We start from the raw sequence: 15,420 nt of genomic DNA on the forward strand, positions 1-15,420 counted from the left end.
AATTTTAAAATATATAATTTTGTTTAAAATAAAATATCTCCATTACTAATTTTTTTATAGAAATAATATGATTATATTTGCCAAAAATAATTGAAACACCGAAATGTTGAATGAAAAAGCTTAATGATGCTTTTGCTGCCTTGTATAATGGGGATAATATTGTGAAACTCACAGAGCTAAGATATATACCAAGATGGATTGTAATTTTGATAGATGTTTCTATTGTATTATTCTCAATTCTTCTTTCTTATTTTTTTCTCGAGAAACTTCATGTAAGTGTCAACTTTCCGCAGTATTTATTTGAACAAAAGCTTTTATTGATTGCTGTAAATGTACTGTTTATGTTTGTTTTTAAAACATATGCAGGAATTATCAGGCACTCTACCTTTTTTGACTTGTTTAAAATCATCCTGTCTTCGGGATGTACTTTGTGCACTCTTTTGTTGATCAATGTGGGAACGGAATTTTGGCTTCAGAAGCCTTTGTATCTGTATCCTAATTTATTTCTTTACTTCTTTATTTCTGTTTCCATCATGTTTTTTTTCAGAATGGTTACCAAACAGTTCTTTAATATCTTGATAGATTATAAGGGGTCATCTTCCAAAGTAAGAGTTGCTGTAGTGGGAGTAGGTGATGCTTCTGTATCTTTAGCTAGAGCAATTTTACATAATCCAAATTATCCTTATCGTTTATCGGGGTTTCTTACAAAAAGATCCGATTCGCATAAAGCTGTTCTTTTGGGGCATAAAATTTATAATATCGACCACTTTTTCAGTAATAAAAACTTAGTAAGCCGGTTTGATGCAGTTTTAATTATTAAAGAAATTATGACCAAGCACGAATTGGAAGAATGGATGACCCTTGCATTAGACAATGGGTTAAAAGTTTTGAAAGCACCTACCCTCAGTAAAATGCGTGATTCTGATCTCGTTGGTGGAATTCGCCAATTGCAGATTGAAGATTTACTGAATAGAAGACCTATTAAAATCGAAAATGAAGAGGTAAGAAGAAGGCATTTTGAAAAAAATGTATTGGTTACGGGTGGAGCAGGGTCTATTGGAAGTGAAATTGTTAGACAGGTTTCGCAGTTCAATCCATCACTTATCGTTGTTCTTGATCAGGCAGAATCTCCTTTGTATGAATTAGAATTGGAACTTATTGAAAAATTTCCTGAGCAAAAGTTTAAATTTGTTTTGGCCGATATTTCAAATAATTACAGGCTCGAGAAAATTTTTGAAACCTATCAGTTCTCAATGGTTTATCACGCAGCAGCATATAAGCACGTTCCGCTGATTGAAGAAAATCCACACGAAGCAATTTTTGTAAATGTTTTGGGAACTAAAAATTTAGCTCTATTATCAAAAAAATATAAGGTAAACCGTTTTGTAATGGTTTCTACAGATAAAGCGGTGAACCCTACTAATGTGATGGGGGCATCCAAAAGAACGGCAGAACTTTTCGTACAGTCATTGCAGAATTCTGAAGGAAACAAGACGAAATTCATTACAACCCGTTTTGGGAATGTTTTAGGTTCTAATGGATCAGTAATTCCACATTTCAGAAAACAGATAGAAAAAGGTGGACCTGTCACGATTACTCATCCAGACATTATCCGTTATTTTATGACAATTCCGGAAGCTTGCGAACTGGTACTTCAGGCAGGGACGATGGGACAGGGTGGAGAAATCTATGTTTTTGATATGGGAGAGCCTGTGAAAATTTTGGATTTGGCGAGAAGAATGATCAAATTATCCGGGTATACTCCCGATATAGATATTGAAATTAAGTTTATAGGATTAAGACCTGGAGAAAAATTATACGAAGAACTGTTGAGTAACAATGCAACAACAGTTCCTACCCACAATGAAAAAATAATGATTTCTAAAGATCCTTCGTTAGGATTTGATGAAATTGAAGTCTTATGTAAACAGATCGTTAAATCTGCTGTTAAGAGAGATAAATTGCAGGTGGTAAAGCTTTTGAAAGACATTGTCCCAGAATTTATAAGCAACAACTCAGAGTTTGAAATTTTAGATAAAAAAGAAGTTGCTCCGGCGAATATTGTTATTGACAATTAGTTTTTAACTAAAACTTGTTAATTTATTAAAAGGTGAATTAACATTTAATAAACAAGCAAATTTTGTTTAAAGAATAATAATCCTATTTTTGTGAAAAATTTATCAGAAATGATTTTAAAAAAATATTTTATTTACGGTTTTTTAAGTTTGGCAATCTTTTCATGTACTCCTAGACAGGAGATTAATTACATGAAAGATATTGAAAGCATAGCTTTGGATAATTCTATTAAAAACAGCCGAAGCACTTTACAGCCGGGAGATCAGTTAATTATCACGATTACTGCAAAAGATTTGGATGTAGTGAAACCTTTTAACCAGACTTATTCTTCCAGTTCTACAATCACACAATATTCTAATCCCAGCTCAAATAGTCTTCCACAACAAATTCCCGTTTCAGGACCTACATATAGTGTAGATACAGATTATAACATTGTTTTCCCACAAGTCGGAAAAGTGAGTGTTCAAGGTGAAAATGTAGAAAGCTTTAGAGTAAAACTTGCAGGACTAATCAGCCAGTACGTAAAAGATCCTGTTGTGGATGCCAAACTGATAAATTTCAGGGTTTCAGTAGTAGGTGAGGTCACAAGACCGGGTACCTATGTCGTTCCGGATGGAACTACTACGATTTGGGGGGCATTAGGATTGGCAGGTGACCTTACTCCATTTGGAGTTAGACAAAATGTCTTAGTTATAAGAACTGTTGATGGCGTTATTACACAGAATCGTATTGATCTTACAAGTGCACAATTTATTAATTCTCCATATTATTATTTAAAGCAAAATGATGTTATTTACGTACAACCAAATTCAAACAGAGAAAAAGCTGCGAGGGTAGACCCAAATACAGGTTTATATATTTCGGTGGCATCCGTTCTTGCTTCTTTGGTAATCGGGGTTTTAGCATTGGTTAAAAATTAAGAAATTTATTTACGAAATTTATTTTACTATATAGTGGATTATAATCAAAACCAGGAAGAGTTTCAGGAAGAAACACTCAATATCAGAGAGATTATTCGACCATATATTCATAGATGGTATTGGTTTATCGGGGGCTCGATAGTATCAGTCATTTTGGCATGGTTTTTTTTGCGTTACAGTATACCGGTTTATAGTGCCGAATCTACATTATTGATTAAAGAGGTTAAAAAATCGGCTTCAGGGCAGCCTGAAATGTCTGTTATTTCTGAATTAGGAGGTATAGGAGGTATGGGAACAAATTCCGTAGACAACGAAATTGAAATTCTTAAGTCTAAAAAGCTGATGCTTTCTGTAGTAAAAGAAGAATCTCTGGAAACCAATATATATGCAAAAGGGAAAATAAAAGAGACAGAACTTTATAAAGAAACTTCTCCTTTTATCGTACGTATCATCAGCGAAAATAAGAAAGCTATATATCCTACAAAGATTGTTGTTGCTAAAATTGAAGGCAACAAAATCATTATAGAATCTGAAGAATTTAAAAAAGATATTATTGCTGAATTTAATAAATCGGTCACTATGCCTTTTGGTGTGATTATGTTTCAGAAAAATGAACAGTATAGATCCGCACTTAATGATAAATCGACAAAAGAATTCAGACTTCAGTTCATGTCAGCTATGACCAGAGCGAGATATTACTTAAGCAAGTTAAGTGTCAATTTAGTTCAAAAGGAAGCTACAGTATTAAAGATTTCAATTACAGATCCTGTTCCAGATAAAGCAGAAGATATTCTGGATGCTTTGGCTATTAATTATAATAAGGAAGCGGTTCTTGACAAAAACTCTGAAGCTCAGAAAACTGCTAGTTTTATTGATGAGAGAATTAATCTAATAGGAAAAGAGTTAGGAAATGTTGAGAACCAGAAAGAGGATTTCAAGGTGAAAAATAATATTGCCGATATTCAAACTGAAGCAGAACTTTCTTTGGAAACGGCAATGAAAAACCGTCAAAGCCAACTTGAAGTAGAATCTCAGCTTGAATTGGTGAATGGCTTAATTAATGATTTAATCAAACAAGGAAATTATCAGGTTCTTCCTTTGAATGTTGGTCTGACAGATTCAAATATTACTTCTGATATTGCAGCGTATAACCAACTTGTAATTGAAAGAAACCGTTTGCTTGAAAACTCTACAACAGCAAACCCTGTTGTTCAGGATGCAACTAAACAGATCAGCAGTATGCGGAGTGCAGTATTGCAAAGTCTGCAAAAAAGCAGATCGGGGCTACAGATTTCAAGAAATAGCATTTCAGGAGAACTTAGCAGATTATCAGGTAAGATTTCAAAAATTCCTGTTCAGGAGAAAATGTTTCGTAGTATCGAAAGACAACAGAATATTAAAGAGCAGCTTTATCTTCTTCTACTGCAAAAAAGAGAAGAAGCGGCCATTTCATTGGCCATAGCAGCACCGAAAGCAAGAATTGTTGATGATGCTTTAGTAAATCCTACACCAGTATCTCCGAAGAAGATGATTATTTATCTGGCTGCTTTAGTTATAGGGTTACTGATTCCATTTGGTATTATTTATTTGTTGGAATTATTCAACAATAAAGTTAAAACTAAGCAAGAATTAGAAAAACTGGCTGATGGAGCGACAGTTATCGGAGAACTTCCTTCTTTAGAAAAAGGAGATCCCGAAATCGTGCAGCTGAATGATTTGTCGCCTTTAGCGGAAGCTTTTAGAATTTTAATTACAAACATTAATTTTATGTTGCCTAAAAATAAAAAAGGCAATGTGATTTTTGTAACATCCTCAGTAAAAGGTGAAGGTAAAACTTTTACCTCTGTAAATTTGGCGCTTACATTAGCGACACCACGCAAAAAAGTCATTATCATTGGCTCAGATATCAGAAATCCGCAACTGCAGAGGTATAACGAGAGCAGAAGAGGTCTGATTGGGTTGTCAGAATTTATGTATGATGAGCAGATGGAAGTATCTGAAATCATTCATCCAACTTCATTTAATCCTTATTGTGATGTAATTTATTCAGGAGCGATTACACCAAATCCGACAGAATTATTATCTAACGGAAGATATCAGGAATTGGTAGAAAGTCTCAAGCCAATGTATGATTACATTTTGCTAGACACGGCTCCTTTAATGCTTGTAACAGATTCATTCTTAATTGCAGATGTAGCAGATGTTACGGTGTATGTAACAAGATCTGGTTATACAGAAAAAGAATTAATAGGATTTGTAAGCAAACAAGTAAAAGACAAAAAAATCAAAAATGTAGGTTTGGTACTTAATGATGTAAGTAAAGTTCATAGTGGATATGGTTATGGTAAATATGGCTACGGATATTCGGCAGACAGTCATAAGCCTTGGTGGAAAAAATTATTCGGAAAATAAATTTTTTAAAAATATTAATTGATAATAAATTTAATCTAAAAAAATAGAAACTCAATTAGTATTTCAAGGTAATTTTAGTATGGAACAAATAAAAATTGCAATAGTAGGTTTAGGATATGTAGGTTTGCCTTTAGCAAGGCTTTTTGCAACCCAATATCCGGTAGTGGGTTTTGATATAAATCAGAAGAGAGTAGATGAATTGCAGAACGGAAAAGACACTACTTTAGAAGTTGATAACGACATACTACAGTCTGTTTTGTTGAAAGAGAATCCATTTGATAATAATTTAGCCGGATTATTTTGTTCTGACAAAATTGAAAATATACAAGGGGCAAATATTTATATTATTACAGTTCCCACACCTGTAGACAAGCATAATCATCCGGATCTGACCCCTCTGTACAGGTCTAGTGAAACTGTTGCTAAAGCTCTCAAAAAGAATGATATTGTTATTTACGAATCTACAGTTTATCCGGGTGTCACAGAAGAAGAATGTGTTCCTGTTCTAGAAAAAATTTCTGGTTTAAAATTCAATCAGGATTTTTTTGTAGGATATTCTCCTGAAAGAATTAATCCTGGAGATAAAGAACATACGGTTGATAAAATATTAAAAGTAACTTCGGGTTCTACACCGGAAATAGGTAAAATTGTAGATAATCTTTATAAATCTGTTATATCTGCAGGAACACATCTGGCTCCGACAATTAAAGTGGCAGAAGCTTCAAAAGTGATTGAAAATTCTCAAAGAGACATCAATATTGCTTTTATGAATGAGCTTGCTAAGATTTTTTCTCTCATGGATATTGATACCCATGATGTACTGGAAGCAGCCGGAACAAAATGGAATTTTTTGAAGTTTAAGCCTGGATTAGTTGGCGGTCACTGTATTGGCGTGGATCCTTTTTATCTAGCTCAAAAAGCGCAGGACATTGGTTATTACTCAGAATTAATTTTAGCAGCAAGAAGACTAAATGACTCAATGGGTTCATTTGTTGCTTCACAAGTAATAAAATTAATGATTCAGAAGGAGATTAAAATTAAAGATTCCAGAATTTTAAATTTAGGGATTACTTTCAAAGAAAATTGTCCGGATATTAGAAATTCAAAAGCTATTGATGTTATCACAAATCTTCAGGATTATGGTGCTCAGGTTATTACTTATGATCCTTGGGCAAATATAAATGAAGTAAAAGAAGAATACAACATCAGTTGTTATTCTGAGCTTACCGATGAACTTCAAAAATTTGATGTGATCGTTTTAACAGTTGCACACCAGGAATTTCTTGATATGGATCTCAACCGCTATCTCAAGGAAAACAGTGTGATTTATGATGTGAAGGGTGTTTTTTCGAAAGATAAAATAAATAAGAGACTTTAAAAAAAGGATTTTTAAAGAATTTAGTGTAATATTAATAATATTTTAAGTGAAAATGTTAGAACACGATGTAAGACCTTGGGGAGAGTATTGGGTGTTGGAGGATGCAGAAACACATAAAGTAAAAAGAATCTTGGTTAATCCTGGAGGAAGGCTTTCTCTCCAGTATCATCATCGTCGTGCAGAAGTGTGGACAATAGTTTCAGGTATAGGCACTATTACAATTAATAATGAAATTAAAGATTATTCGGTAGGAAATGTGGCACAAATTCCTTTAGGTGCACATCATCGTATCGAAAATAAAACAAATGAACCTGTCATTTTTATAGAAGTTCAATATGGAACTTATTTTGGTGAAGATGATATTGTAAGGGTTGAAGATGATTACAATAGAGAATGAAAATATATAACGTCATATTATCGGGAGGTGTAGGAAGTAGGCTTTGGCCGCTTTCACGTAAACAACACCCAAAACAATTCCTTAAATTGTTTTCTGGTAAAGCATTATTTGAATTAACAGCAGAACGTAATCAGAAAGTTGTTGATCAAATTATGGTTGTCGGAAATACAGATCATATTGAATGGAGTAAAGAACTTCTAAGTGGTATTGCTTTGTCACAAACCTTTATTACAGAAACAGCAGCCAGAAATACAGCTGCAGCCATTGCTTTCGCGGCTTTAGCAGTTGATCCAAATGATATTTTGATTATCACACCATCTGATCATCTGATTCAGAACCAAGATGCTTATGAAAAGGCTATAAAAGAAGCTGTCGAATTAGCAAAAAAGGATTTTTTGGTAACTTTTGGAGTAGTTCCTTCAAAACCGGAAACAGGATATGGTTATATAGAATACGAAGGAAAAGATGTGCTTTCATTCAGAGAAAAGCCAAATACTGAGACGGCTCAGGAGTTTTTAGAAAGAGGAACGTTTCTTTGGAATTCCGGGATGTTCTGTTTTAAGGCAGGAGTTTTTTTAGATGAATTAAAAAACTATCAGTCTGAACTATTTGATAAATGTAATGAAGCTTGGCAAACGTCAGAAGACCAATGTTTAAATATAGAGGCTTCACTTCAGATTCCTTCTATCAGTATTGATTATGCAGTGATGGAAAGATCAAAAAAAATAAAGGTTGTTCCTGCGCATTTCAGATGGAATGATTTGGGATCGTTCGAATCTTTATATGATTATTTACGTTCTACAGGTCATCCCGTTGATGAAAATGGGAATATGGTCATCGGAACAGAAATTTTTACAGCTTTTGTAGGGCTTAAAGATTCTATTTTGGTTCATACACCAGATGCATTGTTGATTCTTCACAAAGAAAAATCGCAGGATGTAAAAAAAGTGTATAATCAACTTGAAAAATATAAATCTACTTTAAGATAATTAAATCGAAAAAAAATGATTTCAAAAGAATCTAAAATATATATTGCAGGACACCGTGGTATGGTAGGATCTGCAATCTGGAGACAGTTATCGCAGCAGGGATATACCAATTTAATTGGTTTAACCAGTAGTGAATTAGACCTTAAAGACCAAAAGGCGGTAGCTGAATTTTTTGCAACTAAAAAACCGGATGTAGTGATTGATGCAGCAGCAAAAGTCGGGGGTATTTTAGCCAACAATACATTTCCATATCAGTTTTTGATGGAAAATATGCAGATTCAGAATAATCTGATTGATGCTTCATTGAAAAATGATGTTAAAAAGTTTATTTTTCTTGGTTCATCATGCATTTATCCCAAATTAGCACCACAACCATTGAAAGAAGATTATCTTCTAACAGATTCTTTGGAACCGACAAACGAATGGTATGCTGTAGCTAAAATTACAGGAATAAAAGCGGTTGAATCAATCAGAAAACAATTTGATAAAGATTATGTTTCTTTAATGCCTACCAATCTGTATGGTACACATGATAATTTTGACTTAAATACATCTCATGTTTTGCCTGCAATGATAAGAAAATTTCATGAAGCAAAGGAAAATGATAATGCACCTGTAACATTATGGGGATCAGGAACGCCTATGAGAGAATTTCTTTTTGTAGATGACATGGCTGCTTCTGTAATTTTTGCTTTAGAAAATAAACTTCCGGAACATTTATATAATGTAGGAACCGGAGTTGATTTAACGATTAAAGATTTAGCCGAATTAATTCAAAAAGTTACAGGACATACCGGAGAGATTCTTTGGGATTCAGAAAAACCTGATGGTACCCCAAGAAAATTAATGGATGTATCAAAAATGCATGAATTAGGTTGGAAACATAAAGTAGAACTTGAAGATGGAATTACAAAAACATATCATTGGTTCTTAGAAAATATCAACAGCTTTAAGCAGGTAAAAATGTCTTGATAAATTTAGCATTAAACATCACTCATCAACATCAATTATAAAAAGCATACATCACGAAGATGAAAACAGCATTAATTACAGGAGTTACCGGACAAGACGGTTCATATTTAGCAGAGCTTTTATTAGAAAAAGGATATAGAGTTCATGGTATTAAAAGAAGAGCTTCTTCATTCAATACACAGAGAATAGATCATTTATATCAGGATCAGCATGAGCAGAATGTGAATTTTACTTTACATTATGGTGATTTAACAGATTCTATGAATATTATAAGAATCATTCAGGAAACTCAGCCGGATGAGATTTACAATCTAGGAGCTATGTCTCACGTAAAAGTATCGTTCGACTCTCCGGAATATGTCGCGAATGTTGACGGAATAGGAACTTTGAGAATTCTTGAAGCTGTTCGTATTCTTGGTTTAGAAAAGAAAACAAGGATTTATCAGGCTTCAACATCTGAATTATATGGTGGGTTGCCTGAAAATAAAAATGCTGCTGGTTTTTATGATGAAAACTCTCCGTTCTATCCACGTTCACCTTATGGCGCTGCAAAAATTTATGGTTTTTGGATTACCAAGAATTATCGTGAGGCTTATGGTATGTTTGCATGTAATGGTATTTTATTTAATCATGAATCTCCAAGAAGAGGTGAAACATTTGTGACCCGTAAAATTACAATGGCAACCGCTGCAATCGCAAAGGGAAAACAAGAATGTCTCTATTTAGGAAATCTAAATGCTCTTCGTGACTGGGGACACGCTAAAGATTATGTTGACGCAATGTGGAGAATTCTTCAGCAAGATAAACCTGAAGATTTTGTAATTGCTACAGGTGTTACAACTTCAGTAAGAGATTTTGTACGTATGGCATTTAATGAAATTGGGGTAGAATTATCTTTTGAAGGAGAAAATGAAAATGAAATTGCTAAAGTAATTGCATGTAATAATCCTCTTTATCAATTGGAAATTGGTAAAACAGTAGTTTCTGTAGATCCTGAATATTATAGACCTACAGAAGTAGATCTTTTGATTGGTGATCCTACAAAATCTAAAACACAGTTAGGTTGGAAACCGCAGTATGATCTTCAGGCTCTTGTAAAAGAGATGGTAGAAAGTGATCTTAAAGTTTAGAATATAGAGTTTAGGTTTATAAAAATGACATTTAATAAAATTTTAAATAATATAATATTCGCAAGAATTGAATAGTTTGGCTATCAATAATACTTTTTACAAATACTTCTCATATGTTAATACAAAAAATAAAAAATAGCAGATTATTAATTGGATTATTTTGGAGTAGTATAGAAAAAGTAGGTATTATCGCAATTCAGTTTATATTAGAAATTATTTTAGCTCGTCTTCTTAACCCTTCTGATTATGGTCTATTAGGAATGATTGCTGTAATTATGGGAGTTGCACAAACTTTCGTAGATGGAGGTTTTACAACAGCACTTTTACAAAAAAAAGATAGAACAGAGAATGATTATTCTACTGTATTTATTTTCACTTTATTCTTAGGAATATTATCATACTGTATTTTACTTTTATCATCATCTTATATTAGTGAATTTTATAATAAAGATTTGAATATCTTTATAACAGTGATGGGTTTGTCTCTATTATTTAATTCTCTAGGATCTGTTTTTAGGGTAAATTATATGATAAATTTAAACTTTAAAATTCAAGCTAAAATATCTCTTATTTCTATATTATTATCAGGTATAATAGGTGTCTTTTTAGCATATCATGGTTATGGAGTCTGGGCTTTAATTATTCAAACAGTTTCTTTGTCATTTTTTACTAATTTGTTTTTAATTATTGTTTCAAATTGGTTTCCAAAATTTAATTTTTCTGTAGAATCATTTAATAGCTTATTTGGTTTTGGGATTAAAGTTTTTTTTTCATCTATAATTCAATCAATATATATAAATATAACTTCAGTAATATTAGGTAAATTTTACAAACCGGCAACATTAGGATATTTTACTAAAGCTAATCAACTAACAATATTTCCGACATCAGTTTTTACAGGAATTATTCAAAGAGTATTGTTTCCTTATTTAACAGAATTTCAAAATGATAATAAAATTTTGTATGCTAATTCAATAAAAAATATAAAATTTTATTGTCTTTTTGGATTTCCAATTATTACGATTTTATTTATATTTTCAGAAGATGTCATATTATTAATATTGGGATCTCATTGGATAGGTATTGTTTCAGTTTTTAAAATTCTATTGTTAAGTTGTGCTTTTTATCCTATGATAATTATGAATATGAATATCATACAAATTAAAGGGAAAATGAATTTATTTCTTATCATAGAAATTACAACAAAACTTATTGGTCTTATGATTTTATTTTTTACTTATAAGTTGGGATTAGTATACATTGCTTATGGAATATTATTGCAATTCTTTTTACAATTTATCATTAGTTCTTTTTCTAGCTTAAAATTAATGAGATCAGGTATGACCGAATTATTTGGTTATGTTTTTTTGATGGGATTATTATGTTTCATGGTATATTTTATTTCTTATTTAAGTAATCAATTTTATATTCATGAAATTGCTAGAATGGTGTTGTGTGTTTTTCTATGCATTATTATTATTTATGCGATGGGGAAAAATCAGTTTCGTCAAATATTAAATAAGTAAGAAAAAAGTTATGATTTTTATATACGTACTCTTTGATTTTTTCAAATTGATATTATCAAAAGTGAAATTTCTTTACCTTCGCAGGCAATGGGCAATAAAAAACAAGCATAATTTTACAGCTGTAAATAGTATATTTTCTTTCAAAAAAGTAATGGTTGGGAAGGGTACTTATGGTTTGCTCAATATATTAACATGGAATCAAGACGATGAATTTTTGGAAATAGGAAATTATTGCTCTATTGCTTCAGGAGTTAAGTTTATATTGGGCGGTAATCATAAAGTAGATAATGTATCTACTTATCCGTTTTTATTTTTTAATAGAAATGAAAATGAAGCTCTAACTAAAGGAAAGACAACAATAGAGGATGATGTCTGGATAGGTACTGACGTAATTATTCTTTCCGGACTTACTATCGGAAAAGGCTCTATAATAGCTGCAGGAGCAGTCGTAACTAAGAGTTTTCCTCCTTACAGTGTTATTGGAGGTAATCCGGCTAAGCTTATTAAAAAAAGATTTAATGATTCAGATATAGAATATTTATTAAAAAATTTAGATTATAAATCAGATGTTAATATCGATTTAGTGACTGGTAACATTGATAATTTCAAAAAAAATCATAAGTGATTTTTCAATTAGATATACATAATTTACTATAATTTTTAATGCTTTTTATTTTATTTTTAATTATCGTTTATTTTATTTCTATTTTCTTAGATATAAGAAAGGAGATGAGATTTTTGAATTTTATCATCGCATTTTTTTTATTAGTAATACTGATTGGTTTTGTTACTTACACCCCCGATTACGAAAGCTATAAGTTTTGGTTAGAGTCAGGCAATATTCCTGATCAGATTGAAATAGGATATAAATTCTTAAATAATCTAGCTTTTAATAATAATATAAAAATGATTGATTTTCAATTGCTGTATGCAGTTGCAACATCTCTCTTATTACTTTTATTCGTTTCTAAGTTTAGTAATAAGAATATCGTTCTGATAATGATAATATATCTGTTTTATATTTTCCTTTTTTATACAACACAATTAAGATTTTTTTTAGGTTTTTTCATTTTTATCGTAGGTGCATATTACCTGTATGTTGAGAATAAAAAAATAGGCATATTATTAGTGTTGATAAGCGCATTATTTCATTCGGGTATTATTCTGTTGATGTTAGTTTTTCTCTTTCTTTTTTTTCCATCCCAATTAAAAAAAATTAAATACTATTTTATATTTTCTGTTTTATTTACCTTTTTAGTATTATTTAACCCGCTAATTACAGTTTTAACATCAAGGTTTGGAGTTTATTCAAGTCAGGAAGGGCGTTCTTCAATTTTAGGAGGTTTAATTGTCTTTTTACCATTTTTATTATATTTTTATCTTATCTACAAGCTGCATTTGATTAATATAAAAAATAATCCTTTATTGAAACTTGATAAAAAATATAATTTTTTGCTTGTTTTTATATTGACGAATTTTTTATTTTTCCCGATCTCCCTTTATATACAAATAGTAGGGCACAGAATAATAATACCGGGTATAATTATGCAAATATTATTTTTCTATTATTCATTATCGCATCAAAAAACTAATAAAAATAAAAAGGTATTTTTGCACTTTATTTTTATTGTAGTTTTTTTATCGAATTTAATTTATAGTCTTTATCTGCTACCTGCAATTTTAGGCAGTAGTGAAATAAATGATGTAATTCATCAGATTTTACTTTCAAACAAATTTATATACAATACTTTATGATTAAAATAAGTACAATAATAGTCACATATAACTCATTAGACCTTATAAAAGATTGTATTGAGTCTGTAAATCAGAATAATGATTTAAATGAAGATGAAATAGAAATTATTGTTGTAGACAATAGTGATGATCCTAAAGAAGGAGAAGCAATGCGCGATTTTTTATCTACAAATTATGGTGATTCTGTTATTTTTATTAAAAATAAAAATCTAGGATACGGTGAAGGTAATAATGTAGGTGTTCGCAAAGCAAAAGGTGAAATTATTGCAATTATGAATCCCGATATCAGGCTGACAGAACCGCTTTTTAAAAAAACTTTGCAGCATTTCAGTGATAAGGATATTTCGTCTTTGGGATATAAACAAATTAATAATGTTTCAGATTATTCCTTTTTTAAAATGCCGGAATTTTTTGTACCTGTTTTAACGAGTTATTATATAAAACTAAATAATCGAAAGGAAAAATTCAATCAATACAAATACTATCTTTCAGGAGCATTTGTGTTTTTTAGAAAAGAAGATTTTGTTAAAATTGGAATGTACGACCCAAACTTTTTTTTATTTTACGAAGAAGCAGATGTTGCACAGAGAATTAATAAGATTAACAAAAAGATTATTTATGATAAATCTAAATCTTACCTACATTTAATGGGGCATAAGGATGCCTTCCACCCAAAGATGCTTGATATAGGAAGCGATTCTATTAAAAAATATTTTACCAAGTATAACCTCAATCTAAGAGGATATATCAACAAAAGAATTTGGGAACTCTATTTTTACAAATTACTTTTTACTTTAAATGGAAATAAACAAAGAGTAGAAAAGGCAGATGCCTACATAGACTCATTAAAGAAAATTAATTATTAAGCAGTATGCTTTAGTATAAAATCAAAAATAAATTTTTATAAAATATTATATAAAAATTGACAAAAATTTCAGAATAAATTAAACATGTTTATATATCCTAAATTACCAGCTGTAAAAACTTTTTCTTTCTTTCGTGTTGGAGGAAATGGTTTGGCAAACTGTATGTTTATTGCAGCTCGTGCGGCTGTAAAATCAAAAAAATATAATCTAAAGTTTATAGAGCCTACATGGTTAAATATAAGTTTAGGAACATATATAAGAGGCCAGAAAGACAAAAGACATTATATTGGTCTGTTCAATAATTATAGAAACTTATCAGGATTAAGAAAAGCAGCTCTTTTGCTGACGAAGAAAAAATTCTACGATGAAAACAAAATTGAAAAAACAGAGGATAACAGTTCGATTTATATAGAAGAAGGCTTAGGCAATTATTTTCAAGATATTATAGACGATTATTCTGATGTTGCTGATTATTTTAATAATATTATAAAAAAAGAAGTTCTTCAGGTAATTGAAAATAAAGACTTCTCTCAATCAATTGCAGTTCATATTCGTTTAGGAGATTATTCAGAAGCTTTAAGAATTCCTATTTCTTGGTATAGAGATGCTATCAATTATATAAATGAATGTACTGATAATAAATATGAAATTTTAATATTTTCAGATGGAAGCTTAACTGAACTGGAAGAAATTCTTAAAATTCCAAATGCAAAATTTTTCTTTGGTGGAAATGCACTTGCAGATATTATTTCAATTAGTAAATGTAAGTTTTTGTTAGGATCAGATTCTACTTTCTCAGGATGGGGGGCTTATCTAGGTCAGGTTCCCTGTATTTTCTCTAGAAAACACTATGGTAGAATTTTAAGTAATCAAAATAATGAATTGATTACTGATGATGTTTCTAAAAATATAAAAGCACAGACATTAATAAAAAAAATCTTGGTTGATAAAATATAATTTACTGATTAATTTTTTTTAAACTTAAAACTCATTTTATAA

At 30.8% G+C, this 15,420-nt stretch carries 13 protein-coding genes; all 13 read left to right on the forward strand.

Annotation, left to right across the window (positions count from 1 at the left end):
- The first annotated feature begins 110 nt into the window (after positions 1-110).
- Positions 111-2,078 (forward strand): polysaccharide biosynthesis protein, encoded by a 1,968-nt coding sequence (locus BM371_RS00170; RefSeq protein ID WP_034674494.1) that lies wholly within the window; start codon positions 111-113, stop codon positions 2,076-2,078.
- 108 nt (positions 2,079-2,186) lie between these two features.
- Positions 2,187-2,996: a polysaccharide biosynthesis/export family protein gene (locus BM371_RS00175; protein ID WP_034674495.1), complete on the forward strand. Its 810-nt coding sequence runs from the start codon at positions 2,187-2,189 to the stop codon at positions 2,994-2,996.
- A gap of 33 nt (positions 2,997-3,029) precedes the next feature.
- Positions 3,030-5,408: a GumC family protein gene (locus BM371_RS00180; protein ID WP_034674497.1), complete on the forward strand. Its 2,379-nt coding sequence runs from the start codon at positions 3,030-3,032 to the stop codon at positions 5,406-5,408.
- A gap of 79 nt (positions 5,409-5,487) precedes the next feature.
- Positions 5,488-6,786, forward strand: a complete 1,299-nt coding sequence (locus BM371_RS00185) for a nucleotide sugar dehydrogenase (protein WP_034674498.1) — start codon at positions 5,488-5,490, stop codon at positions 6,784-6,786.
- A 52-nt stretch (positions 6,787-6,838) separates the two neighbouring features.
- Complete coding sequence (locus BM371_RS00190; protein WP_034674501.1) at positions 6,839-7,183, forward strand: phosphomannose isomerase type II C-terminal cupin domain; 345 nt, start codon at positions 6,839-6,841, stop codon at positions 7,181-7,183.
- Complete coding sequence (locus tag BM371_RS00195) at positions 7,180-8,172, forward strand: mannose-1-phosphate guanylyltransferase (RefSeq protein ID WP_034674503.1); 993 nt, start codon at positions 7,180-7,182, stop codon at positions 8,170-8,172. Before BM371_RS00190 ends, BM371_RS00195 begins: the two co-directional genes overlap by 4 nt.
- Positions 8,173-8,190: 18 nt before the next feature.
- Positions 8,191-9,144, forward strand: coding sequence for a GDP-L-fucose synthase family protein (locus tag BM371_RS00200; protein WP_034677139.1), 954 nt, complete (start codon positions 8,191-8,193; stop codon positions 9,142-9,144).
- 59 nt (positions 9,145-9,203) lie between these two features.
- A complete protein-coding gene (gene gmd / locus BM371_RS00205) occupies positions 9,204-10,274 on the forward strand; it encodes a GDP-mannose 4,6-dehydratase (protein WP_034674505.1) in 1,071 nt (356 codons plus the stop codon).
- A 113-nt stretch (positions 10,275-10,387) separates the two neighbouring features.
- Positions 10,388-11,800, forward strand: coding sequence for a lipopolysaccharide biosynthesis protein (locus BM371_RS00210; protein ID WP_051882640.1), 1,413 nt, complete (start codon positions 10,388-10,390; stop codon positions 11,798-11,800).
- 10 nt (positions 11,801-11,810) lie between these two features.
- Positions 11,811-12,425, forward strand: coding sequence for a CatB-related O-acetyltransferase (locus BM371_RS20860; protein ID WP_051882642.1), 615 nt, complete (start codon positions 11,811-11,813; stop codon positions 12,423-12,425).
- Between the two features lie 38 nt (positions 12,426-12,463).
- On the forward strand, positions 12,464-13,555 hold the full coding sequence (locus BM371_RS00220) for an EpsG family protein (RefSeq protein WP_034674507.1): 1,092 nt from the start codon (positions 12,464-12,466) through the stop codon (positions 13,553-13,555).
- Entirely contained in the window at positions 13,552-14,421 is an 870-nt protein-coding gene (locus BM371_RS00225) for a glycosyltransferase (protein WP_034674508.1), read from the forward strand. The genes BM371_RS00220 and BM371_RS00225 overlap by 4 nt, the downstream gene beginning before the upstream one ends.
- A gap of 84 nt (positions 14,422-14,505) precedes the next feature.
- Positions 14,506-15,378, forward strand: a complete 873-nt coding sequence (locus BM371_RS00230) for an alpha-1,2-fucosyltransferase (RefSeq protein WP_034674510.1) — start codon at positions 14,506-14,508, stop codon at positions 15,376-15,378.
- The last annotated feature ends 42 nt before the right edge of the window (positions 15,379-15,420 follow it).

The organism is Chryseobacterium formosense, assembly GCF_900116415.1.
Taxonomy (GTDB): Bacteria; Bacteroidota; Bacteroidia; order Flavobacteriales; family Weeksellaceae; genus Chryseobacterium; species Chryseobacterium formosense.